Raw genomic sequence first — 23,909 nt, 5'->3', positions numbered from 1 at the left:
ATTGGTGAAATATGATAAAGATAAATGTCGCAGAAATCAAGAAAAGACTGGTTGGAGCCAAGAACCTTGCTTTCGAGCTGGAGCCTGCCGAGCTGGAAATAACGCCTGAGGAAATGGCGCTTATGGGCAGCGTGAGGCTGGAAGGAACGATAAGCAACGTAGGCGACGTGCTGCTGCTGAAAGCGCGGCTGTCGGGACAGGTTAAGCGTACTTGCGGACGCTGCCTGAAGGAATTTACGGCTGCCGCTGAGGCAGAGGTGGTGGAAAAATTTTATCCGGCCGGTGCTGAAAATATTGAAAATGATGCTTTTGTCTACGATTCGGACGTTATTGAAATAACGGAACCGCTTCGTGAAGGGCTGCTGCTTGCAGAGCCCATGCAGGCTCTGTGTAAGCCTGATTGCCGGGGACTTTGTCCGGTGTGCGGCGCCGACCTTAACGAAGGCGACTGCGGCTGCGACAGGCTGACGGTTGATCCCAGGCTGGCGGCATTAAAGCAATTCATCAAAAATTAAATTTCACTTCATAGCACTGAGGAGGTGTATTGAGAAATGGCAGTACCTAAGAGAAAAATGTCCAAAGCCCGCCGCGATAGACGTCGTGCTAACTGGAAATTGAGCGTTCCCGGCATGGTTGAATGCCCGCAATGTCATGAATTGAAAATGCCGCATCGCGTTTGCCCTGAATGCGGTTACTACAACGGCAAGCAAGTCATTGCTGTCGCTGAATAAGCAAGACCTTTAAGCCTCTGGAGAAATCCGGAGGCTTTTTACTTTTCCCGCAGTTTTTTTGCGTAGGAGCTTTAATTGACTAAGTAAAAAAATCGAAGCTTTTTCATAGTTCTGTTACAAAAAGGGGTTGCCAAATACTGCGGATGCTTTTATAATAAAAACAGATATTATGAGCTGGTACTAAAAAGCGGGTGAGGTAATGAACTCTTCAAAAAAGTTAATACGTCATAAAAGCTTAAAGAAGCTGCTGCGGGAGAATCCCTTCAGCACGGACGAGCAGCTGGCGCAGCTTTTGAACGTCAGCGTGCAGACCATCCGTTTGGACCGCGTGGCGCTGGGCATACCGGAGCTGCGCGCCCGCACCCGTACTATGGCCGAGGAGGCCCAGACCAAGGTTCGCGCTATCGATAAAAAGGATATTGTGGGCGAGCTGCTGGATCTGGAGCTTAATAAGGCGGGCATTTCTACGCTGAAGATATCAGCCGATATGGTACTGGACAAGACCGGCGTGGCGCGGGGCTATTATATGTTCGCTATGGCCAATACCCTGGCTTTGGCCGTGGTGGACGCAGAGCTGGCGCTGACAGCCGTCGGCAACGTCAAGTACAAGGTTCCTGTCAACGCGGGAGCTACTTTGGTGGCGAAGGCCGTTGTGACTCACCGCCGCCTGGATAAGTATTATATTTTTGTATCCATAAAAAGCAATAACGAAGAAGTTTTTCGTGCTAAATTTATTATTGTTTCGTTGGACAACCGGGATAAACATGAAAGGGAGCAGGAAGCATGAAAATCGCAGTAGACGTTATGGGTACCGATTACGGTCCCAAGGAGCTTGTTTTAGGCGCAGTCAACGCGGTTAAGGCCTACGGCTGTGAAACGGTGCTGGTAGGCGATGAGAAGATCATTCGCGAGCTGCTGGAGCAGTATCATGCGGCCAACGAGCCGAAGATAACTGTTCGCCATGCCGGCGAAGTGATCGCTATGGACGAGCATCCTGCTATCGCGGTTAAATCGAAAAAGGACGCTTCTATTGTGGTGGCAGCTAAGCTGCTGCGCAATAAGGAATGCGACGCGCTGGTGTCCTCAGGCAGTACGGGCGCGGCGGTCGCCGCAGCGCTGTTCGGCGTGGGTCGCATTAAGGGCGTGGAACGTCCGTCCATCGCTACGCCGATTCCCAGCCTGACCGGTACTACCGTAGTGCTGGACAGCGGCGCCAAGGTGGACGCCAAACCGGAGCATATGGTGCAGAGCGCCATCATGGGCACGGTTTATGCAGAAAAAATCTTAAAAATTTCTGCGCCGCGGGTAGGACTTTTGAACATCGGTGAAGAAGAAACTAAAGGTAACGAACAAGCTTTGGCAACCTACCCTTTGCTGAAGGAAGCCAAAACGATAAAATTTATCGGCAACGTAGAGGGCCGCGATATCAATAAGGGCACGGTGGACGTAGTGGTCTGCGACGGCTTTGTGGGCAACGTCGTGTTGAAGTTTGGCGAAGGCCTGGCGGGCGCTATTATGACGCTGGTCAAGGAAGCTATTTTAAGCGGCGGGCTGCTGGCTAAAATCGGCGGACTTTTGATTAAGCCCGCGCTGCGCAAGCTGAAAAAACGTCTGGACCCTGCCGAATACGGCGGCGCGCTGCTTCTTGGCATCCGCGCTCCCTTTATTATCTGTCATGGCAGCTCCAAGGCCAAGGCCATCACCAACGCTATCCGCGTGGCTATGGATTTTGCCGATCAGGACGTAGTAAGCATTATCGCGCAAAGGATTGCCGAATCTCAGAAGAAATGAGGAAATAGATCAATGACAAGAGCAGTTGGTATTTTAGGTGTAGGACATTACGTTCCTGAAAAAATTATCACGAATAAGGATATGGAAAAGATTGTCGAGACCAGCGATGAATGGATCACCGAGCGTACCGGCATCAAACAGCGCCATATTGCGGCTGCTGAGGAGGCAACCTCCGACCTAGCTTATAAGGCTGCTGTGGAAGCGTTGAAGGACGCGGGCGTAAGCGCTGAAGAGCTGGACTTGGTAATTGTGGGCACGGCTTCTTCCGATTATATTTTCCCGTCCACCGCTTGTCTGGTGCAGGCGCGCCTGGGCGCGAAGAACGCGGCTGCCTTTGATTTGGCGGCCGGCTGCAGCGGTTTTGTTTACAGCCTGGCAGTTGCCAGCCAGATGATTAAAAGCGGCCTGTATAATAAAATTTTGATTATCGGCGCGGAAACCCTGTCCCGCATTATGAACTGGACCGACCGCAACACCTGCGTACTGTTCGGCGACGGCGCAGGCGCTGCCGTCATCGGCGAGGTAGAAGAGGGCTACGGCGTTTTGGGCATCGATATGGGCGCGGACGGCAACGGCGGCAAGCATTTGCTGCAGCCCGCAGGCGGCAGCCGTCAGCCTGCTACCGCAGAAACCGTAGCGGCTAACGACCACACGATTCATATGAACGGCCAGGAAGTTTTCAAATTTGCCATTCAGATTATGGGCAAAACGGCGAAACGCGCTTTGGCTAACGCTAATATGAAGCCGGAGGAGCTGGATATGCTGTTCCCGCATCAGGCGAATTACCGCATTATTACCTCTGCAGCTAAACGCCTGAAAATGTCCATGGATAAGGTTTGGGTGAATGTGGATAAATACGCCAACACCTCCGCCGCTTCCATCCCTATCGCTTTGTGCGAGGCGCAGGCGGCAGGCAAGCTGAAAAAGGGCGACAATATTATTCTGGACGGCTTCGGCGCCGGTCTTACCTGGGCTTCTATCGTGCTCAAGTGGAGCAAGTAATAATTTTTTTGGAATATCGCATTTACTTATAGATGGTTTTGCAATTAGAGAGTATAATTAAAGAAAGCGAGGTTTATTCCCATGAGCAAGATCGCATTCGTATTTCCGGGACAAGGCTCCCAAACCGTCGGCATGTGCAAGGCCTTTTACGACGCTTATCCTGTGGTAAAGCAAATTTTTGAAGAGGCGGACGACGCTTTGGGCTTTTCCATCAGCAAAATGTGCTTTGAAGGACCGGAGGATCAGCTGCGTTTGACTTTTAATACCCAGCCGGCTATTTTGACTGCCAGCATTGCCTGCGCCGCCGTTTTGAAGGAACACGGCGTGAGCTGCGATATTGCCGCAGGCCACAGCTTGGGCGAATATTCCGCGTTGGTGAACGTCGGCGCGCTGAAATTTGCCGACGCTGTCCGCATCGTTAATAAACGCGGCCAGTTCATGCAGGAGGCCGTTCCCGTAGGCGAGGGCAGCATGGCGGCCGTTCTTGGCCTGGAAAGCGAAAAGATTGTGGAAATCTGCCGCAATGTAGAGGCTGAAATGGGCGAAGCCGTACAGGCAGTAAACTTTAACTGCCCCGGCCAGGTGGTAATTGCCGGCGCTGTAAATCCTGTGAATAAGGCTATCGAAGCTTTGAAGGCAGCAGGCGCTAAGCGCGCCGTGCTGCTGCCCGTAAGCGCTCCCTTCCACAGCACGCTGATGCAGCCCGCAGCCGAGCGTTTGGCTGAGGTTCTGGCTCCCATTGAGATTAAGGATATTACCGTTCCCGTTGTGGCTAACGTAACCGCGCATGAGGTAACCAGCGGCGCAGAAATTAAAGCGCTGCTCATTAAGCAGGCAGCTATGCCAGTTCTGTGGGAAACTTCCGTCCGCCATATGGTGGAAGGCGGCGTGGATACTTTCGTAGAGGTTGGCCCCGGCAAGGTATTGACCGGCTTTACCAAGAAAATCGCCAAGGGCATGACCGCTCTGAACGTGGAAGACCCGGCCAGCCTGGAAAAAACTTTGGCGCATTTCGCAAAATAAAATCGGAGAGATTTAGGAGAGAAGAATTATGAAATTAGAAGGCAAAAAAGCCCTTGTAACCGGCGCTTCCCGCGGCATTGGTCGCGCTATCGCTTTGGCGCTGGCAGCCGAAGGCGCGGACGTAGCCGTAAACTACGCCGGCAGCGAAGCGGCAGCCAAAGAGGTGGCAGCCGAGATTGAAGCCATGGGCCGCAAGGCTGTGGTTATTCAGGCCGATATTTCTTCCAACGAAGCGGCTACCGCTATGGTGGATGGAGTAGTTAAGGAATTTGGCCGCATCGATATTCTGGTGAACAACGCGGGCATTACCCGCGACGGTTTGCTGATGCGTATGAAGGAAGAGGATTGGGACGCCGTTTTGACCACCAATCTGAAAGGCGTATTTAATTGCACCAAGGCTTCCGTAAAATATATGATGAAGCAAAAGGCCGGCAGCATTGTCAGCATCAGCTCCGTAGTGGGCTTGATGGGCAACGCGGGCCAGGCTAATTACGCCGCAGCTAAGGCCGGCGTAATCGGCTTTACCAAAGCCGTGGCTAAAGAGGTGGCCGCCCGCGGCATTACCGTCAACGCCGTGGCTCCCGGCTTCATCAAAACCGATATGACCGCCGTGCTTTCCGACAAGGTGGTCGAAGGACTGCTGACTAATATTCCGCTGAATAGATTGGGTGAAACCAGCGATATTGCCAAGGCTGTCGTCTTCCTTGTGAGCGACGATGCCAAATATATAACCGGACAGACTTTACATGTCGACGGTGGTATGGTAATGTAATAGGGCAACCTGCAAATTTGCCATTGGAAGGAGGTGAATCGTAATGAGCACTTTCGAAAAAGTAAGAGACATCACTGTTGAACAACTGAGCGTTGACGCTGACGAAGTAAAGATGGAATCCGCTTTCATCGATGACCTCGGCGCTGACTCCCTCGACATCGTTGAATTGATCATGGCTTTCGAAGAGGAATTCGGCGTAGAAATTCCTGACGAAAAAGCAGAAAAGATTCGCACCGTAGCTGACGCTGTTAAGCTGCTGGATGAAGAGAAATAATTCTTTCATTGTAATTTTCTTTGCCGGCTTATGTTGGGGGAACCTTCGCGGTTCCCCGGCACAAGCTGCTTAAGTCCTGAAATGGGGGATATTTGTTGAAACTACCAGTGCTGAAAATCGGTAAGCTTGTAGCTCAAGTACCGATTATACAAGGAGGCATGGCTATCAGGCTTTCCACTGCCCGTTTGGCAGCGGCCGTAGCAAACGAAGGCGGTATCGGCCTTATCGCTGCGTCCGGTATGAGCTTTGACGAATTACGCACAGAAATTCGTTTGGCAAGGAAATTGACCGGAGGCAAAGGCATTATCGGTATCAACGCCATGTTTGCAGCCAGAGAGTTTTTAGGCCTTATAACTACTGCCGCACAAGAGAAAATTGACTTAATCGTGGCCGGCGCCGGTTTTTCAAGAGATATTTTTGCCGTCGGACGTAAATATGGCGTTGAGGTAGTACCTATCGTATCATCTGTTAAGCTGGCTAAAATATCTGAGAAGCTGGGCGCATCCGCTATCGTTGTGGAAGGCACGGAAGCGGGCGGACATCTTGGTACCCAACAGTCCATAAAAGAGATACTTCCGGAAATTGTAAAGTCCGTTAATATACCGGTTATTGCCGCAGGCGGCGCAGTATGCGGACGCGACGTGGCAGATCTTTTGAATTTGGGCGCCAGCGGCGTGCAGATGGGCAGCCGTTTTGCCGCCAGTGAGGAATCCAACGGCGCGCCTGCGCTGAAAGAATTTTATTTGAAAATGACTAAAGAAGACGTTGTGCAGATTGACAGCCCCGTGGGCTATAAGGGACGCGCAATCCGCAATCCCTTTGCGCAGTTGTCTTTGGAAAATAAAGCTCCCAAACCTACCCAATGCGACCTGTGCTTAAAGCATTGCACACACAGCTTCTGTATTATCCGCGCTTTAACCAGAGCGCAGCAGGGCGACGTGGAAACGGGCCTGGTGTTTACGGGCGCCAATATGTGGAAAATTAAAGAGATTTTGCCTGTTAAGGAAATCTTTAGACGCATAAAAGAAGAAATAGCAAAAATTTAGTGTGAGGTGAACAATTTTGAGTAAAAGAAGAGTTGTAGTAACCGGCGTGGGCCCTGTAACCCCTATCGGTATTGGTAAGGATACATTCTGGGGCAATCTGGTTGCCGGTAAGTCCGGCATTGGTCATATTACCCAATTCGATACGGAAGGTTTTACTGTAAAAATTGCCGGTGAGGTCAAGGATTTTGATTATACTGCCTTTATTGATAAAAAAGAAGGCAAGCGTATGGATCGTGTGACTCACTTTGCAGTGGCTGCGGCTAAACTGGCTATCGAGGACGCTAAGCTGGACATGACCAAGGAAGATCCCCTGCGCTGCGGCGTTTGCGTTGGCAGCGGCATCGGCGGCATCCATACCTTCCTGGAGCAATCCCTGAAATACGGCGACAAGGGCCCGTCCAAGATCAGCCCCTTCTTCATTCCCATGGAAATTCCCAATATGTCCGCCGGTCAGATTGCTATCGCTACCGGTATGAAGGGGCCTAACACGGCGATTGTTACTGCCTGTGCTACCGGCACCAACTGCATTGGCGACGCTTTGCGCACCATTCAGTACGGCGACGCCGACGTAATGCTGGCTGGCGGCGCTGAAGCTGCCGTTTCTCCTATCGCTATTGCCGGTTTTGCCAACATGAAGGCTTTGTCCACCAATAACGAGCATCCCGAAGAGGCTTCCTGCCCCTTTGATAAAAAGCGCGACGGCTTTGTTATGGGCGAAGGCGCCGGCGTCTTGGTTCTGGAAGAGCTGGAGCACGCTAAAGCCCGCGGCGCGCATATTTACGCCGAGCTGGTTGGCTTTGGCATGAACTGCGACGCTTACCATATCACCGCTCCCGATCCGACCGGCGAAACTCCGGCCGCCTGCATTCAGGCTGCCATTAAAGACGCCGGTGTGCAACCGGAAGAAGTCGATTACATCAACGCTCACGGCACCTCCACTCACCGCAACGATTTGGGCGAAACCATCGCCTTTAAAAAGGTTTTCGGCGAGCACGCTTACGAGCTGTGCATCAGCTCCAATAAATCCATGATCGGCCATCTGCTGGGCGCTGCCGGCGCGGTAGAAGCTATCGCTACCGTTATGACCATTGAAAACAGCATCGTTCCGCCGACCATCAACTACCGCGATAAAGATTTGGACGATCCGGAAGGCGTTTTGGATTTGGACTACGTTCCCAACGTAGCCCGCGAAAGAGAAGTAAACGTAGCTCTGAGCGATAATCTGGGCTTTGGCGGCCACAACGCTTCTATTGTTTTCAAAAAATACGTTGACTAAAAAGCAGGTTGATAGTAATGCAGGATAAACGTAAACAGCAGCTGCAAGGCTTCTGTGACAGCCTGGGTATCCATATGCATGACCTGGAGCTGCTGGATATGGCTCTGACCCATACATCCTATGCCCATGAGGCCAAGCAGACTCCCAAACCGCAGCATAACGAGCGCATTGAATTTTTGGGCGATTCGGTGCTGAGCGTAATTGTCAGCACCTATATGTACCAAAATTTTCCGGATTTAGCCGAAGGCCAGCTTACGAAGCTGCGCGCTCATCTGGTATGCGAAACCTCTCTGTTTGAATACGCCAAAAAAATCAATTTAGGAGCTTACCTTCGTCTTGGCAAGGGCGAGGAGCTGAGCGGCGGGCGCGAGCGTCCCTCCATTTTAGCAGACGCTTTTGAATCGGTGCTGGGCGCTATTTATTTGGACCTAGGTTTTGAAAAAGTGCAGAGCTACCTGTTGGCGATGATGCGGCAGGAGATCGATTATATTTGCCGTCACGGTATTTATAACGATTATAAAACGCGCTTGCAGGAATTTTTGCAGCGCGACGGCGATGTGGATATCAGCTACCAGCTGATGAGCAGCACCGGACCGGAGCATAATAAGGTTTTTACCTCTGAGGTAATGGTTCAGGGCCGCGTAATCGGCGAGGGCAAGGGTCGCACTAAAAAGGATTCCGAGCAGCATGCCGCGCAGCAAGCTTTGGCGCAGCTGCACGTACAGACACCTAAATAATGTTACAAACTTAACGTCTTAAATCTCATTACGGGGTTTAAGACGTTTTTTGTTTACAAAGAAGCTGTTTGATGATACAATTAGCCCACCGATTTACTAGGCTATTGGTTTGATGATTTTGTGAGGAGGCGTTGAAAATGATTTTTAAATTATGGAATATTTTGCAGGAATTGCAATCGGACGCTTACGAATGGGTGGAGCTGTCCCATTCCTTGAATAACGACAGTCCCTTTTGGGCGGGGATTCCTGCCGGCAGCGTAGAGCTGGCTAAGACCTGTTTTGATTGGGGCAATCCCATGCTGGAATGTTTGATTCAAACTTTTAAATTCCCCGGGCAGTTCGGCACGCACATCGATTTTCCGGGTCACTTCGCCAAGGGCGCGGCTTTATCCGAAAAATTTGGCGCAGGCCAGCTGCTCTTTCCCTTGTGTATAATCGACGTTACTGCCAAGGTTGCCGAGGACGTGCATTGCGCTGTGACCGTGGAGGACATTAAAGCTTACGAAGCGCAGTACGGCCCGATTCCCGACGGCGCTTTTGTGGCTTTGCGCACCGATTGGAGCAAGAACTGGCCCGATATGGACAAGCTGAGCGGCATTGCCGCCGATGGCAGCGAGAACTTCCCCGGCTGGTCGCTGGAGGCTTTGCAATATATTTATGAAGAACGCAATGCGGCCGCCAACGGACACGAAACCTTAGATACGGACGCCAGCGCCGCTGCTGCCGCCGCCGGAGATTTGGCCTGCGAGCGTTATGTGCTGAGCAAGGGCAAAATTCAAATCTAGGTGCTGAATAATCTGGATAAGGTGGCTCCGGCGGGAGCGCTGCTGCTTGCCGCCTGGCCGCGCATCGAAGGCGCTACCGGCCTGCCCGCTCGCGTCTTTGCCATCACGCCGAAAAAATAAAATAGCGCCGGCGTTGTTATTTCTGAAAACGTACATGGGTATGCGTACCTGTGTACGTTTTTCGTTTGTTATGGTATAATGTTGTACACAGCGATGCGGAGCAGCGGCAAAATTTTTTTATGGATTTTTGATGGTCAGAATCATTTTGCCTGCCAAAAATTTAATTTCAGGCGAGTCTGGCGAAAGCAAGCCGCAAATTAAAATAAAATTTTCAGGAGCGTGAGCTTATGCGGAAAATAAAATTGATTATGCAGATTGTGGCGGCTTTTATCATCGCCATGTTCGCTTACAATTTAGTTTACGAGCCGTACCGGCAGGAGGCGCGTACCACGGTGCAGCAGGGCCTGCCGCGTTGGGAGCAGCTTGTGGGCCAGGCTGCGGAGCCGGATAAGGAAGTTCCCGACGGCAAGCTGCGCGTTACCGTGCTGGACGTGGGGCAGGGCGACGCTATTTTATTGCAGGACGGCAAGCGCAACGTGCTGATCGACGTGGGCGACAGCCGCAAGGACGAAACGGGCAAGGGCGGGCGTCCGGCTTTGGAGCAGGCTTTGGCCAAGGCTGGCGTGCAGGCAGGACGCGACAAAATCAACACCGTCATCGTTACCCATCACCACGGCGACCATATGGGGAATATCAAATGGCTGGCAGGCAAATATAATGTCAGCAATATTTATGACAACGCTATGCCCAATACGAAAAATCAGACCTCCGTGTGGCTGAACCGGGAGCTGCGGGCCGGGCATTATCATAACCGTGTGCTCAAGGCGGGGGATAAGGTGGATTTCGGCAAGGGCTATTATCTGGAGGTGCTGTCGCCGGGAGATTTTATTGCCGCCAAGGATTTGAAAAACCTGAATAATACCAGCATCGTGATGAAACTGCATTACGGCGAGTTTACTATGCTGTTTACGGGCGACGCCGAAGCGCCTGTGGAGGACGCATTGCAAAAGCGTTACGGCGATAATTTAAAAAGCGACGTGCTCAAGGTGGGGCATCACGGCAGCAAAACGTCGTCCATTTATAAATTTATCAGCCGCGTAAAGCCGCAGTACGCGCTGATAAGCTGCGGCGCTTTCAAAATTTATAACCACCCCAATAAAAACGTCGTGGGCAGCTTGCAGCATTTGGGAGCGCGCGTCATGACCACGTTTGAGCGCGGCAATTTGACGGTGACGACGGACGGCAAAGCCTTCGAGGTACAAGCGGAGCGGTGATTGCGAATAGTGACTTTGCTTAAAATTTTTTCTTGACATACTGCCCGTAATGTGATAACATATCATACTACATCACTATCAGTAAGTGCAGGTGTAATTGACAACAAATATTGCCGGGTCAGTGGTTGAACGGCGTATCTTGCTTATAATGAAGGATGAGGCACATCATCGCAGACAACAGACAAGGTCCTTGTGGTAAGAACCTTGTTTTTTTTGTCACGATTGGATGCGCTGCTTTTAATGTGTTCAAGAATAAACGAAGGGGTGAGGAATTACATGTTTAAACCGGTTCAAGTAGGTGACAGAACTCGGTATAGTTATGCCAGAATTAAAGAAATATTGCCCATGCCTCATTTGATCGACATTCAAAGGAAATCCTATGAGTGGTTCATCAAGGAAGGTCTTGTAGATATTCTGCATGATATTTCTCCGATAAAAGACTTTTCCGGTAATCTGGAGCTGTATTTTGAAAGCTTCAGCCTGGGCGAGCCTAAATACGGCGTTGAGGAGTGTAAGGAAAGGGACGAGTCTTATTCCGCTCCGATGAACGTAAAAGTGCGCCTGGTATATAAGGATACCGGCGAAATTAAGGAATCCTCCGTATTTATGGGCGATTTTCCGCTGATGACCGAAACCGGTACCTTTGTTATCAATGGTGCGGAGCGCGTTATCGTCAGCCAGCTGGTGCGTTCTCCCGGCGTGTACTACAGCGCTACCATCGACCCCAGCGGCAAAAAGCTGTACGGCACAACTGTGATTCCTAACCGCGGCGCCTGGATTGAATATGAAACCGACGTCAACGACGTTATCTATGCCCGCGTAGACCGCACCCGTAAGCTGCCCGCTACGGTGCTGCTGCGCGCTTTGGGTTTGTCCTCCAACGACGAGATTATCTCCTGCTTTGGTCAGCACCCTGCTTTGATTACTACCCTGGAAAAGGATACCACTAAAAACAGGGACGAGGCTATGCTGGAGGTTTATAAAAAGCTGCGTCCCGGCGAGCCTACAATTCTGGAAAACGCCGTTTCCCTCATCGAAGCTACTTTCTTTGATAATAAACGCTATGATTTAGCCAGCGTCGGCCGTTACAAGCTGAACAAAAAGCTGGGCTGGCGCCATCGTTTGGAAGGCACGGTGCTGGCAGAGCCTTTGGTGGATCAGGAAACCGGCGAAATTATTCTGCCGGAAGGCACTAAAATGACGGAGGAAAATCTGGATAAGGTAGAAGCCAGCGGCGTTTACGCCGAAGAAGGCCTGCGTCGTTTGAAGGTTATGCACCACGAGCAGCCCATGCGGATGCTCTTTACTACCGGTATCGATGAAAAGAAGCATATTATTACGGTAGAAGACGTTTTAGCTTCCTTTAATTATCTGCTGAACCTGATGGACGGTTACGGCACCGGCGACGATATCGACCATTTGGGCAACCGCCGTGTGCGCTGCGTAGGCGAGCTGCTGCAAAACCAGTTCCGCATCGGCTTGGCGCGCATGGAGCGCGTAGTGCGCGAGCGTATGTCCATTCAGGATACCGAAGTTATCACGCCGCAGGCTTTAATCAATATCCGTCCAGTTGTGGCCGCAATTAAGGAATTCTTCGGCAGCAGCCAGCTGTCCCAATTTATGGACCAGAACAATCCGCTGGCCGAGCTGACGCATAAACGCCGTCTGTCCGCACTGGGCCCCGGCGGCTTGTCCCGTGAACGCGCAGGCTACGAAGTCCGCGACGTACATAACTCCCACTATGGCCGTATGTGCCCCATTGAAACGCCTGAAGGTCCGAACATCGGCTTGATCGGCTCCTTGTCCACCTTCGCCGTTATCAATAAATACGGCTTTATGGAAACTCCTTACCGCATTGTAGATAAGGAACATAAACGCGTAACCAACGAAGTTAAATATATGACTGCCGACGAAGAGGATAAGTACATCGTTGCCCAGGCCAACGAACCCTTGGACGACGAAGGCTATTTCCTGGGCGAGCGCGTTACTGCCCGCGCCAAGGACGACGTACTTTCCATCGCTCCGGAGCGCTGCGATTTAATGGACGTTTCTCCTAAGCAGGTAGTGTCCATTGCAACGGCGCTGATTCCCTTCCTGGAAAACGACGACGCGAACCGCGCTTTGATGGGCGCGAATATGCAGCGTCAGGCAGTTCCCCTGTTGTGTACTCAGGCCCCGATCATCGGTACCGGTATGGAATACAAGGTGGCCGTCGACTCCGGCGTTTGCGTACTGGCTAAACGCGCTGGCGAAGTAATCCGCGTTGTCGGCAACGAAATTCGCGTGCGTGCGGAAAACGGCGAAGTGGATATTTACCCGCTGCTGAAATTCAAACGCTCCAACCAGGGCACTTGCGTAAACCAGCGTCCTATCGTTTTCAAAGGCGATAAGGTAGTGGAAAAGCAGGTTCTGGCCGACGGCCCGGCAACCGACCACGGCGAGCTGGCTTTGGGCCACAATGTTATCGTCGCTTATATGCCTTGGGAAGGCTATAACTACGAGGACGCCGTTCTGCTGAACGAGGATTTGGTCAAGGCTGATATCTTTACTTCTATTCATATTGAAGAATACGACTGCGACGCCCGCGATACCAAACTGGGCAAAGAGGAAATTACCCGCGAGCTGCCCAACGTAGGCGAGGAAGCGTTGAAGGATCTGGACGAGCGCGGCATTATCCGCATCGGCGCGGAGGTGCGCCCCGGCGATATTCTGGTAGGCAAGGTTACTCCTAAGGGCGAAACCGAGCTGACCGCAGAGGAACGCCTGCTGCGCGCCATCTTCGGCGAAAAAGCCCGCGAAGTACGCGACAGTTCCCTGCGCGTACCCCACGGCGAAGCCGGTAAGATTGTCAGCGTTAAGGTGTTCAGCCGCGAAAACGGCGACGACCTGCCGCCGGGAGTAAACGAGCAGGTACGCGTACATATCGCGCAAAAACGCAAAATTTCCGAAGGCGATAAGATGGCTGGCCGTCACGGCAACAAGGGCGTCGTTTCCCGCATTATGGCCCGCGAGGATATGCCCTTCCTGCCCAGCGGCGAGCCGGTGCATATCGTACTGAATCCTTTGGGCGTACCTTCCCGTATGAATATCGGCCAGGTTTTGGAAAACCATTTGGGCTGGGCTGCCCGCGCTCTGGGCATGCAGATTGAAAACGACGCCCAAGGTCTGGTTGAGCGCTTGACTAAATACGGCTACGACGTAGAAAAATACGGCATGCCTAAGACTGTAGAGATAGATAAATTCGGCGACAAGAGCATTAAGGCCGTACAGATTTCCGTGCCTGTCTTCGACGGTGCGCACGAGCAGGATATTGCCGACGCTTTGGAGCTGGCAGGTATCGATAAGACGGCTAAGACCGTATTGTATGACGGCCGTACCGGCGAACCCTTCGACAACCCGGTAACCGTCGGCCTCACCTATTATCTGAAGCTGCACCATTTGGTTGACGATAAGATTCACGCCCGCAGCACCGGACCGTACTCCCTTGTTACGCAGCAGCCTTTGGGCGGCAAGGCGCAGTTCGGCGGCCAGAGATTCGGCGAGATGGAGGTTTGGGCGCTGGAGGCTTACGGCGCCGCGTACACTTTGCAGGAAATTCTGACCGTGAAGTCCGACGACGTGGTTGGCCGCGTTAAGACCTACGAAGCCATCGTGAAGGGCGAAAACGTGCCCGATCCCGGCATTCCTGAATCCTTCAAGGTATTGGTTAAGGAATTGCAGTCCATCGGTTTGGATATTAAAGTACTCAACGAGGACGAGGAAGAAATTTCCCTGCGCGACGATGAGGACGACGAGGTCAACGTGCATGAAAGCGACGAAGAAACCAACGTCCGCGAAATAGGCAATATGGAAAGCCATTATGAAGAAAATGCAGGCGAACAGCCTGACGATTATGCTGACAATGACTCCACCGACGATATTTCAGATATTATTGCCGACGTAGGTAATTATCCGGACGGCATGTCCATCAGAGAAACTCCGGACATCGACCTGGATGCTTACGACAATAATTAAGAGAAGGGAGCGAACGATTCTTGTTAGATGTAAATAATTTCGTTTCTATGCGTATCGGTTTGGCTTCTCCTGATCAGATCAGAGCCTGGTCCTATGGCGAAGTAAAAAAACCGGAAACCATCAATTATAGAACCTTAAAGCCGGAACGCGACGGCTTGTTCTGCGAAAGAATCTTTGGCCCTACTAAGGACTGGGAATGTCATTGCGGCAAGTATAAACGTATCCGTTATAAGGGTATTATCTGCGATAAGTGTGGCGTTGAGGTTACGCGCAGCAAGGTGCGTCGCGAGCGCATGGGCCACATCGAGCTGGCTGCGCCCGTGTCCCACATCTGGTATTTTAAAGGTATTCCCAGCCGCATGGGCTTGATTCTGGATGTTTCTCCCCGTAATCTGGAAAAGGTGCTGTATTTTGCCAGCTACATCGTACTGGATCCGGGAGATACGCCGTTGGCTAAAAAGCAGCTGCTCACCGAAGCCGAATATGTGGAAGCCCGCGACAAATACGGCGATGACTTCCGCGTAGGCATGGGCGCTCAGGCCGTTAAGGAGCTGTTGGAGGAGATCGACCTTCCGGCTTTGACTAACGAGCTGCGCGCCGAGATGAAGGAAGTCAGCGGCCAGCGCAAGGTACGCGCAGTACGCCGTTTAGAGGTTTGCGAAGCCTTTTTGAAATCCGGCAATCGTCCCGAATGGATGATTCTGGACGTTGTGCCGGTAATCCCGCCCGAACTGCGCCCCATGGTACAGCTGGACGGCGGCCGCTTTGCTACCTCCGACCTGAACGATTTGTACCGCCGCGTTATCAACCGCAATAACCGTCTGAAACGCCTGCTGGAGCTGCACGCTCCCGATATTATCGTGCGCAACGAAAAACGTATGCTGCAAGAGGCTGTGGACGCTTTAATCGATAACGGCCGCCGCGGCCGTCCCGTAACCGGCCCCGGCAACCGTCCTTTGAAATCCCTGTCCGATATGCTGAAGGGCAAGCAGGGCCGCTTCCGTCAGAACCTGCTGGGTAAGCGCGTCGACTATTCCGGTCGTTCCGTAATCGTTGTCGGCCCGGAACTGAAAATGCACCAGTGCGGCCTGCCGAAGGAAATGGCTTTGGAGCTGTTCAAGCCCTTCGTTATGAAGCGTTTGGTTTCCAGCGGACTGGCAACCAATATCAAGAGCGCTAAGCGTAAGGTGGAACGCGCCGAGGCCGAGGTTTGGGATATCCTTGAGGATGTAATCAAGGAGCACCCCGTACTGCTGAACCGTGCGCCGACGCTGCACAGACTTGGTATTCAGGCTTTCGAGCCTATTTTGTCCGAGGGCCGCGCTATTAAGCTGCATCCCTTGGTATGTACCGCTTACAACGCCGACTTCGACGGCGACCAGATGGCCGTCCATCTGCCCTTGTCCGTAGAAGCTCAGGCCGAAGCGCGTATGCTGATGATGTCCGTAAATAATATTCTGGCTCCCAAGGACGGCAAGCCTGTCGCCGTACCTACCCAGGATATGGTTTTGGGCGCTTACTATCTGACTATCGTGAAGGAGGGCGCTTTCGGCGAGGGCAAACGCTTCAGCAGCGTTGACGAAGCCCAGCTGGCTTACTTCCATCACGCGGTAGATTTGCAGGCGCTGATTAAAGTATATATTCCCAACAGCGAAATTTTTGACGAGCCGAAAAACGAGGGCGTATCCCTGGTTACTACGACCGTGGGCAATACCATTTTCAACGGCGAGCTGCCGGCAGAAATGCGTTACTTCCATAAGGAAAAAGACGCCGACGGCAACGAGGAGTGGCATTTAGGCAAGCTGATCAACAAGAAAGAGCTGGGCAAACTGGTTGCCAAAGCTCATAAGCTGTTCGGCAATCTGCGTACTGCCGAAATTCTGGATATCGTTAAGAAAATGGGTTATGATAACGCCTGCAAGTCCGGTATTTCCATCGCTACCTCCGATATTAAGATTCCTGCCGAAAAGCAGGCTATCCTGGACGCAACGGAAAAAGAAGTCGATAAGGCAGAGCGTATGTTCCGCCGCGGCCTGATGAGCAACGACGAGCGTTACCGCAAGGTTATCGAGCTGTGGAACCAGGCTACCGACAAGGTTACGGAAGCGTTGATGAAATCCACCATGGACAAGTTCAACCCCGTGTACATGATGGCCGACTCCGGCGCCCGCGGCAACCAGCAGCAGATTCGTCAGCTGGCCGGTATGCGCGGTTTGATGGCCGACCCGTCCGGCCGTATCATCGACCGTCCTATCAAGTCTAACTTCCGCGAAGGCCTGACCATTTTGGAATACTTCATTTCTTCTCACGGCGCGCGCAAAGGCCTGGCCGATACTGCGTTGCGTACCGCCGACTCCGGTTATCTGACCCGCCGTCTGGTAGACGTCGCTCAGGACGTTATCGTGCGCGAGGACGACTGCGACGTTGTGGGTATGAATCTGGTGAAGGAGCGCAGCCGTCTGAGCAAAGCCGTTTTGGGCGCCAGCCAGAATAAAATCCGCGAAAGAATTATGGGCCGCACTTTGGCCAGCGGCGTGCTGGACGCAGAGGGCAATTTAATTGCCGAGGCGGATACCAACATTACCGAGGAGCTGTTCGCTAAGCTTAACGGAGCCAAGGTTGAAGAAATCAGCCTGTATTCTACTGAAGATATGAACGGCGAGGACGTTGAGCCTGTCCGCATCAATATCAGCGACGAGTTCGCGCATAAGGTGCTCAAGGAAGCTATGATGCACAACTTCGACGGCAAGGAAGCCGCAGCCGACATTGTCAACGGCGCGGGCGAGGTTCTGGTACCGGCAGGAGCCGCTATCAACGAGGCTGTTATCGACGCTATTTTGCACGACGGCACTGTGAAGGAAATCCGTATCCGCAATAACGATATTGCCGGTATCGAAGTGGAAGCCATCACCGAAGGCAAAAAGAATCAGACCATTATCGAATCCCTGCACGACCGTATTATCGGCCGCAATCTGGCGGAGGATATTCTGGACGAAAACGGCGAAGTCCTGTTCCATATTAACGACTACGTTACCGAGCCGATTGCCGAACGCATTTGCCAGCTGCGCACCAAGGTTAAGATTCGCAGCGTATTGACCTGTAAATCTAAATTCGGCGTCTGCCGCAAATGCTATGGCCGCAACCTGGCTACGGGCAGGAACGTCGACGTAGGCGAAGCTGTCGGCACCATCGCCGCACAATCCATCGGCGAACCCGGCACCCAGCTTACCATGCGTACCTTCCATACCGGCGGCGTTGCCGGCGGCGACGATATCACCCAAGGCCTGCCGCGTGTTGAGGAGCTGTTTGAAGCGCGCAAGCCCAAGCATCCTGGCATTCTTACCGAAAACAGCGGCAGCGTGCATATTATCGAAGAAGGTGGTATGCGCCGCGTAATCGTAACCGGCGAGGACGGTCTGGGCCAGGAATACGCTATTCCTTACGGCGCTAAGCTGGCCGTGGCCGACGGCGACGTTATCGCCAAGGGCGACCGCATCACCGAGGGCTCCCTCAATCCTCACGACGTATTGCGTATCAGCGGCGTGAAGGCTACGCAGAATTATCTGGTTTCCCAGGTTGTCGGCGTTTACAAGTCTCAGGGCGTTGATATCAACAGTAAGCATATCGAGGTAATGGTGCGTCAGATGATGCGCAAGGTTCGTATCGACGAATCCGGCGATACCACGATGCTGCCGGGCGAGTATGTGGACGTAGCGGAATTTGAGGAGCAGAATACCGCTATGCGCGAGGCCGGCAAGGAGCCGGCCGAAGGCCGCCCCATCCTGCTGGGTATCACCAAGGCTTCTCTGGCAACAGATTCCTTCCTGTCCGCCGCTTCCTTCCAGGAAACGACCCGCGTGCTCACCGACGCCGCTATCAAGGGCAAGGTCGACCCGCTGCTGGGACTCAAGGAAAACGTTATCATCGGCAAGCTGATTCCGGCCGGAACCGGCATGAGCCGTTATCGCGACATTAAAGTAAAATATAACCTGCCGGGCGAAAAACCGGCGGAAGCTGCCGCCGATAAACCGGAGCAGGAATAATTTATTGGCAAGCGCCTCAGGAGTCTGCAAAGCTCCGGGGCGCTTTGCTGTAAACAAGTAATTTTGAGGAGACGCTTATGCAGTTTTTTTATTGTCCTCAATGCGGCAGGCGGCTGGACAGCCGTCCCTTCGGCGACGACGGGACGACGCCTTGGTGCAGTCATTGCCATAAGCCTTATTTTGAAATTTTTCCCGTGGTGGCGATTACCATGGTGGTCGACGAATTGGACGAAGTCGCTTTGCTCAAGCAAAAATATCTGTCCAGCGACTATTATAATTTTGTTTCCGGCTATGTGCAGCCCGGCGAAACGGCCGAAGCCTGCGCCGTGCGCGAGGTGCGGGAGGAAATTGGCGTTACGGCGCGCAGCCTGCATTTTATTTGCAGCCACTGGGTGGAAGACCAGCAAATGCTGCTGCTGGGCTTTATGGCCAAGGCTGAAAAAACAGACTTCACGCTGTCCGGCGAGGTGGACGAAGCCGTGTGGCTGCCGGCGGCGCAGGCCTTGGAGAAGGTTTATCCTGTCGGCAACATTACCCATACCATGCTGGCGCAATATTTAAAGGCGCAAAAACAGCCTGAAGGCGCTCGCTGCAATATTTAACGGTTAAAAAATAATGTAAACGCGCCTTGCGCAATGTTAAAAGGAGTATTTGCTATGCTGATTAAAAATTTTCCTGCTCCCTGCCGGGTGGATTATGTGCCTTCGCCCTATGAGCCTGACGAAGACGGCGTTATGGACGTGGGCTATAAAACCGGCAAACTCAGCGACGGCCGCGCTTACCGTTTGGAATGCTGGCGCATGGACGATATGCTGATGCTGACGGTGCTGTTTGCCGACGCGGGCCTGGAGGCTTATTGCCGCGACGATATGTATTTGCTGCTGGAGGGCGAGGGGATTTTGCTCTTTAAGGCAGGACGGCGGCCCTTGCAGGCCGCGCGTACTCAGGACGATATCGGTCAGAGGATGTGGGCCTTGAACCTGATGCTGGCTGATAAGCAGGGCGTTTACGGCGAGCTGCTGGTGGAACTGAACAGGTATAAGTAAAAGGGGTTTGCTTTTCCCGTAACGCAGCGTTGTCTGAAGAAAAATTTTATAAAAATAACGCCCCAGCGCACTGTGCAGACAGCGCCGGGGCGTTTGATGTTTTGGAGCTGCTTTGCGTTTTTGACGCAGGCAGCTTTTTTTCTTAGCCTAAAAATTGCGGCAAAAAATTTACTTAAAAGATTTATTCTAAAAATTTTTGGCAAAACTGGATTTGTAATGACTAGTAATTTGCTTTAAGACGCTAGTTTATCGTAAGCGCGTCAGCGCTCAAATAAAATCCGCTCAATGCGGATTTTAGCTTGATTGGGGGGGACGAGGTGATATAATTCTTTTTGAAAGAAGATAAAAATTTAGCGATAATTTGCTGAATCTTGACGATAATCATATAGTGTTTGCGGAGGTGGATTAAATGTATGAAAATGTATTGGCAAATAAACAATATTGGGAAAGGTTTCTGGAGCAATTAAAGATTGATTATGGAACGCCTAGATTTAAAGCAGAAGTAGTCTTCGATACGTTATTATTGCCGGAAATAGTCGTGGAACTTGTAAGTAAAGCTTTGGGCAAAGAGAACTGCGAAGATTTTAAATTTGTTGTTAAGGAATATCCTATACTTAGCCATCGTGTTGATATAGACAAAGATAATAAGCGCTCTTTTTGTATTGATTATTTGCTGAGCTGCGCCGATAAAATGTATTTAGTGGAATTGAAAACAGACAAAGGGTCTGTGAAAGGAGAACAACTTGAAAAATACCGGAGTCTGGCCGAAGCCGGTGAATTTTCCGAGACGTATGGGGATTATATGGAAATTGTCAAAGGCAATAAAAAACGCTACGCTCAGCAGGCACAGCGTGTGGAAGCTGCTCAGGAAAAGTTTCGTGATGAAGCTGAAATAATTTATATTGTTCCCGACGAAAATGCTTTTTTGCGCAAGCAAGGCGTCAAATACATTTCATTGCGGGCGGCGCTGGCTGATATGAAAAATTACAGCTCCTTAACGCAGACTTTTTTGCAAATTTGGCAAATAGCGACGACGGCTGCTGCTAGTAAGGAAGGCTTTAAGTAAGCGAGGTAATAGAAGTATTTTAAGGGCAGGTGATAGATGATGAAAAGCAGACGGCAAGGGATAGGTACGATTTTTTTATGGTGTTTAACGATATGTTGCAGCGTTTTGCTTATAGCGGGCTGCGGGGGCAAGCAAATTACGCCGCAGGAATATTTTGCAGTTTTGGACGCTAACGAAACGAAGATTGACCAAATACTTGTTGATACCTCTAAAGGCCGCGGCTATTGGGAGCTGGGACGCAAGGAAAGTAAGGAACTGCAGGAGCAGCTGGCTACTCGTATAGACAGTTTGAGGCTGGCAAAGGATAAGCAGCTGGCAGATGAAGTGAAATCTTTATATATGAATGAGAGCAAACGTCTTGAGATTATTTGCGCCATGCTCGACAGCGAGAATCAGGATGGTCATGTTGCTAAAATTCTAGGATTGTATAAGGAGTTTGAAGATAACGCTAAAATTTTTAGGGATAAATACAAAATAAAGAACGACTTTGCTTATAAAGAAAAGCGAAAGGAAGAAGAACGCCGTCAGGAGGAGGAGCGCGAATATCGCCGCCAAGAGGAAGAACGTAAGGAACGCGAAAGAAAAGCCATGGAAGAGCATGCTAAGCGCATAGCTGCGAATAAAAGAGAGATAATTGCGTATGAAAAATATAGCGAGAGTAGTGAATCGTTTATTCCTACCAATTCCATTAGGATTCAAAATGGGGAATTACGTTTTTGTCGTTGGACGAGAAACATACAGTATCCTTTTGCTGTGATTGAATATATTGTTGATTATCCTAATCAAAGATTAAGACTTGAAACGAGAGGATATGATGCGGGCAGTAACCTGATAATGCATAATAGGTTCAATAATCAATGGCATTATTTTAGCGAATTAGCTCGAAATCCTGTGATAAAAAATGGAACATTAGATGAAGTGGCGGTAGTAAAAGAATACCTGCAGTCAATCGACGAATGGAATATTTGAAGCTGCGCAGAAGAGAAATAATAACGCCGTTTGAGTAGAGTGATGCGTGTAAAATTTTGTCGTCTTACTTTCGTTTATGAATAGCGTGGGGAAGAATGGACGGTACTGCGTATGATGAAAAATAAAGTAATTGGAAAAAGGAAAGGAGCCGTTATGATGAGATTATCAAAAAAATTATTGGGTTTAACATTGGGTGGTATGTTTATTGTTAATGCTGCCAGCGCATGCAATGTGACTGTTGACTCTATGCCAACAGTATCATATACTATAGCGTTATGTCCCCAAAAAAGTTTATATTTGTATAATCAAGGCATTGGGTACGTTGATTCTGCATGGATAACATTGGGTACTCAAAGGCAATATGGAGCCGAAACTATACAAGTTCATTATAAATATCCTAAAGAATATATTGAGCAATATAACCGATGGGATCCGCGGCAATATTATGGCCCTGGGACGCCGGAGCAATTATTTGCAAAAGCAGAAAGAATTTTACAAGTTGCTTTAAATCATAATGGAATAAATGAAGATTTTGACATTTCTGAGGCCCCTCCCGAAATTGCAGAACAAGTAAAAAAAGAAAGTTATAGCGAATTAAGAGAATATTACAGAGAGTTATTTAAAGATGTATATAATATGGCGAATCCTTATGAGCAGCCTGCTAATAATCAGAAAACCGACGATACTGCGCAGAATAAATTAAATAATGAAGAGGAAGATAAAAGATTAGCAGAAGCGTCTTTAACCAGCTTTAAATTAGACAAGGCTGCATACGACGTTAAGTTAACTTCAATTCTGCCGGTAGAGCTGTTAGATGACGATTATATATTCAATGCTGAAGAAGCAATCCCAAAATTTTCTAAAGAAGAAAAACAGCTTGCTAAACGTATTAGGAAAGGAGTCAACGCTGCGCTGGCAAAATATTTTGGCGCAGGGACCTTGCATGACGGCTGCTTGGTTTTGCAAAAAATGCGGCTTCAAGCTGAAAAACAGAATAAGCAGACGGAAGCTTCCGCGCCTACGTCCAAGCATTATGTGTGCAAGCTTTGGATAGGCAGGAAAAAACCGGCAAAAGGTTTATTGGACTTGTTAACTAAAACAATGGGAATCAATGATACTTTTGAAGAAATATATCCTGCGGTAGTCGTTTATACGATAGAAAATGGAAAGCCGGATACGGTTTGGATTAAAACAAAGGATGAAGATAAAATTCGCATTGAAAAGATATATAAACTGTAACGCTTTGATGGATTTTTGATAAAGCCGCTTCAATTCAAAAATAGGCGGATAACGTAGCGTTTTTATTGATAAGAGGAGCAGAGGATGAAACGAAAGATACAGGCGCTGGTTTTAGTATGCGCGTTATTTTTTAGTCTGCCCTGCTGGGCGGCGGCTAAGTCGTTAGCACAATACAGGAATACGGAATACGGCTATAGTATTCTGATTCCAGATACTTTCAGAATCAATCCGGAAATCAAGTTTCCTATGATTTTTCATGGAAAAGACGAATTTGCTATGATTAATATTATAATGGCAAATAGAGCAGATATTTCGGTCGCAGACGATAGATTGGGAGAATGGTTGTTTGAGTATGGGTCTAAAGCGGCGGCTGCTATGGACGGGGAGATTGTGTCGCAGCAGCGTGTAACGCTGAATAACCATGACGCTTATTTCACTTTATTCGCTTTCAAAAGAAACGGTAAAGGTTATGTATTTATTATGGAAAGCGTACCGGATGGTAAATTTATATACAACATAGCGGCCATTACCTTGCCGGTAGACGGCTATGCCGAATTAATAACGCAGTCAATCAATAGCTTTCGTTGGTAAGGCTAAAAGTGATTTATCGCTCCAAGTAAGGAGCGGCAAGCTAAAAATTTAAAAGAACCGTTATCCGCGCAGGAGTTTGTAAGCTGCGCGGATTTTTTGTGCTCAGTAGGTCTATATTGTTTTGTCATGCCCAACATAAATTTTTCAAAGTTAAGCTACAATTAAGCTGA

The 23,909-nt window shown here is 50.3% G+C and carries 20 protein-coding genes and 1 pseudogene; all 21 read left to right on the top strand.

Annotation, left to right across the window (positions count from 1 at the left end):
* The first annotated feature begins 11 nt into the window (after nt 1-11).
* The 21 genes and pseudogenes from Q4E64_RS02990 (at nt 12) to Q4E64_RS02890 (ending at nt 23,739) form a co-directional block, all read left to right on the top strand.
* On the top strand, nt 12-515 hold the full coding sequence (locus Q4E64_RS02990; protein WP_303166172.1) for a DUF177 domain-containing protein: 504 nt from the start codon (nt 12-14) through the stop codon (nt 513-515).
* Nucleotides 516-551: 36 nt separating this feature from the next.
* Nucleotides 552-731: a 50S ribosomal protein L32 gene (rpmF, locus tag Q4E64_RS02985; protein WP_303166171.1), complete on the top strand. Its 180-nt coding sequence runs from the start codon at nt 552-554 to the stop codon at nt 729-731.
* 199 nt (nt 732-930) lie between these two features.
* A complete protein-coding gene (gene fapR, locus Q4E64_RS02980) occupies nt 931-1,518 on the top strand; it encodes a transcription factor FapR (protein ID WP_303166170.1) in 588 nt (195 codons plus the stop codon).
* Nucleotides 1,515-2,522, top strand: a complete 1,008-nt coding sequence (gene plsX, locus Q4E64_RS02975; RefSeq protein ID WP_303166168.1) for a phosphate acyltransferase PlsX — start codon at nt 1,515-1,517, stop codon at nt 2,520-2,522. The genes fapR and plsX overlap by 4 nt, the downstream gene beginning before the upstream one ends.
* A 12-nt stretch (nt 2,523-2,534) precedes the next feature.
* A complete protein-coding gene (locus Q4E64_RS02970; protein ID WP_303166167.1) occupies nt 2,535-3,524 on the top strand; it encodes a beta-ketoacyl-ACP synthase III in 990 nt (329 codons plus the stop codon).
* An 81-nt stretch (nt 3,525-3,605) separates the two neighbouring features.
* Nucleotides 3,606-4,547 carry an ACP S-malonyltransferase gene (gene fabD / locus Q4E64_RS02965; protein ID WP_303166165.1) on the top strand — a complete coding sequence of 314 codons (942 nt, stop codon included), beginning with the start codon at nt 3,606-3,608 and terminating at the stop codon, nt 4,545-4,547.
* Between the two features lie 28 nt (nt 4,548-4,575).
* Nucleotides 4,576-5,319 carry a 3-oxoacyl-[acyl-carrier-protein] reductase gene (gene fabG, locus Q4E64_RS02960; protein WP_303166163.1) on the top strand — a complete coding sequence of 248 codons (744 nt, stop codon included), beginning with the start codon at nt 4,576-4,578 and terminating at the stop codon, nt 5,317-5,319.
* Nucleotides 5,320-5,362: 43 nt separating this feature from the next.
* Nucleotides 5,363-5,593 carry an acyl carrier protein gene (locus Q4E64_RS02955; protein WP_021720057.1) on the top strand — a complete coding sequence of 77 codons (231 nt, stop codon included), beginning with the start codon at nt 5,363-5,365 and terminating at the stop codon, nt 5,591-5,593.
* Between the two features lie 95 nt (nt 5,594-5,688).
* A complete protein-coding gene (locus tag Q4E64_RS02950) occupies nt 5,689-6,639 on the top strand; it encodes an NAD(P)H-dependent flavin oxidoreductase (protein ID WP_368501491.1) in 951 nt (316 codons plus the stop codon).
* Between the two features lie 16 nt (nt 6,640-6,655).
* Nucleotides 6,656-7,915 carry a beta-ketoacyl-ACP synthase II gene (gene fabF, locus Q4E64_RS02945; RefSeq protein ID WP_303166161.1) on the top strand — a complete coding sequence of 420 codons (1,260 nt, stop codon included), beginning with the start codon at nt 6,656-6,658 and terminating at the stop codon, nt 7,913-7,915.
* 17 nt (nt 7,916-7,932) lie between these two features.
* A complete protein-coding gene (gene rnc, locus Q4E64_RS02940; protein WP_303166159.1) occupies nt 7,933-8,652 on the top strand; it encodes a ribonuclease III in 720 nt (239 codons plus the stop codon).
* Between the two features lie 137 nt (nt 8,653-8,789).
* Nucleotides 8,790-9,557 (top strand): annotated as a pseudogene (locus Q4E64_RS02935) (cyclase family protein).
* Nucleotides 9,558-9,784: 227 nt separating this feature from the next.
* Nucleotides 9,785-10,771, top strand: a complete 987-nt coding sequence (locus Q4E64_RS02930) for a ComEC/Rec2 family competence protein (protein WP_303166155.1) — start codon at nt 9,785-9,787, stop codon at nt 10,769-10,771.
* Nucleotides 10,772-11,047: 276 nt separating this feature from the next.
* Nucleotides 11,048-14,785 carry a DNA-directed RNA polymerase subunit beta gene (gene rpoB, locus Q4E64_RS02925; protein ID WP_303166154.1) on the top strand — a complete coding sequence of 1,246 codons (3,738 nt, stop codon included), beginning with the start codon at nt 11,048-11,050 and terminating at the stop codon, nt 14,783-14,785.
* 20 nt (nt 14,786-14,805) lie between these two features.
* Nucleotides 14,806-18,828, top strand: coding sequence for a DNA-directed RNA polymerase subunit beta' (rpoC, locus tag Q4E64_RS02920; protein ID WP_303166153.1), 4,023 nt, complete (start codon nt 14,806-14,808; stop codon nt 18,826-18,828).
* Nucleotides 18,829-18,905: 77 nt separating this feature from the next.
* Nucleotides 18,906-19,430: an NAD(+) diphosphatase gene (locus Q4E64_RS02915; protein WP_303166152.1), complete on the top strand. Its 525-nt coding sequence runs from the start codon at nt 18,906-18,908 to the stop codon at nt 19,428-19,430.
* A gap of 54 nt (nt 19,431-19,484) precedes the next feature.
* The gene (locus Q4E64_RS02910) at nt 19,485-19,874 is read left to right on the top strand and encodes a hypothetical protein (protein WP_303166151.1); all 390 of its coding nucleotides are present in this window, start codon (nt 19,485-19,487) and stop codon (nt 19,872-19,874) included.
* A 409-nt stretch (nt 19,875-20,283) separates the two neighbouring features.
* Complete coding sequence (locus Q4E64_RS02905) at nt 20,284-20,940, top strand: hypothetical protein (protein WP_303166150.1); 657 nt, start codon at nt 20,284-20,286, stop codon at nt 20,938-20,940.
* Between the two features lie 36 nt (nt 20,941-20,976).
* Nucleotides 20,977-21,909, top strand: a complete 933-nt coding sequence (locus Q4E64_RS02900) for a hypothetical protein (RefSeq protein ID WP_303166149.1) — start codon at nt 20,977-20,979, stop codon at nt 21,907-21,909.
* Nucleotides 21,910-22,020: 111 nt separating this feature from the next.
* Nucleotides 22,021-23,148 carry a hypothetical protein gene (locus tag Q4E64_RS02895; RefSeq protein WP_303166148.1) on the top strand — a complete coding sequence of 376 codons (1,128 nt, stop codon included), beginning with the start codon at nt 22,021-22,023 and terminating at the stop codon, nt 23,146-23,148.
* Between the two features lie 84 nt (nt 23,149-23,232).
* Complete coding sequence (locus tag Q4E64_RS02890) at nt 23,233-23,739, top strand: hypothetical protein (RefSeq protein ID WP_303166147.1); 507 nt, start codon at nt 23,233-23,235, stop codon at nt 23,737-23,739.
* Nucleotides 23,740-23,909: the final 170 nt, after the last annotated feature.

The organism is Phascolarctobacterium sp. (assembly GCF_030531065.1).
In the GTDB taxonomy this organism is placed as follows: Bacteria; Bacillota; Negativicutes; order Acidaminococcales; family Acidaminococcaceae; genus Phascolarctobacterium_A.
The sequence above is the reverse complement of the archived record's forward strand: the minus strand, read 5'-3'. Positions and strand labels throughout refer to the sequence as shown.

Excerpts from the sequence above, each read along its gene's own strand:
- Q4E64_RS02970 (WP_303166167.1), top strand. The coding sequence starts at position 2,535 with ATGACAAGAGCAGTTGGTATTTTAGGTGTAGGACATTACGTTCCTGAA.
- Q4E64_RS02900 (WP_303166149.1), top strand. The coding sequence starts at position 20,977 with ATGATGAAAAGCAGACGGCAAGGGATAGGTACGATTTTTTTATGGTGT.
- Q4E64_RS02905 (WP_303166150.1), top strand. The coding sequence starts at position 20,284 with ATGTATGAAAATGTATTGGCAAATAAACAATATTGGGAAAGGTTTCTG.
- fabG (WP_303166163.1), top strand. The coding sequence starts at position 4,576 with ATGAAATTAGAAGGCAAAAAAGCCCTTGTAACCGGCGCTTCCCGCGGC.
- fabD (WP_303166165.1), top strand. The coding sequence starts at position 3,606 with ATGAGCAAGATCGCATTCGTATTTCCGGGACAAGGCTCCCAAACCGTC.
- Q4E64_RS02955 (WP_021720057.1), top strand. The coding sequence starts at position 5,363 with ATGAGCACTTTCGAAAAAGTAAGAGACATCACTGTTGAACAACTGAGC.
- Q4E64_RS02890 (WP_303166147.1), top strand. The coding sequence starts at position 23,233 with ATGAAACGAAAGATACAGGCGCTGGTTTTAGTATGCGCGTTATTTTTT.
- fapR (WP_303166170.1), top strand. The coding sequence starts at position 931 with ATGAACTCTTCAAAAAAGTTAATACGTCATAAAAGCTTAAAGAAGCTG.
- Q4E64_RS02990 (WP_303166172.1), top strand. The coding sequence starts at position 12 with ATGATAAAGATAAATGTCGCAGAAATCAAGAAAAGACTGGTTGGAGCC.
- plsX (WP_303166168.1), top strand. The coding sequence starts at position 1,515 with ATGAAAATCGCAGTAGACGTTATGGGTACCGATTACGGTCCCAAGGAG.
- rpmF (WP_303166171.1), top strand. The coding sequence starts at position 552 with ATGGCAGTACCTAAGAGAAAAATGTCCAAAGCCCGCCGCGATAGACGT.
- rnc (WP_303166159.1), top strand. The coding sequence starts at position 7,933 with ATGCAGGATAAACGTAAACAGCAGCTGCAAGGCTTCTGTGACAGCCTG.
- Q4E64_RS02895 (WP_303166148.1), top strand. The coding sequence starts at position 22,021 with ATGATGAAAAATAAAGTAATTGGAAAAAGGAAAGGAGCCGTTATGATG.
- rpoB (WP_303166154.1), top strand. The coding sequence starts at position 11,048 with ATGTTTAAACCGGTTCAAGTAGGTGACAGAACTCGGTATAGTTATGCC.
- Q4E64_RS02930 (WP_303166155.1), top strand. The coding sequence starts at position 9,785 with ATGCGGAAAATAAAATTGATTATGCAGATTGTGGCGGCTTTTATCATC.
- Q4E64_RS02910 (WP_303166151.1), top strand. The coding sequence starts at position 19,485 with ATGCTGATTAAAAATTTTCCTGCTCCCTGCCGGGTGGATTATGTGCCT.
- Q4E64_RS02915 (WP_303166152.1), top strand. The coding sequence starts at position 18,906 with ATGCAGTTTTTTTATTGTCCTCAATGCGGCAGGCGGCTGGACAGCCGT.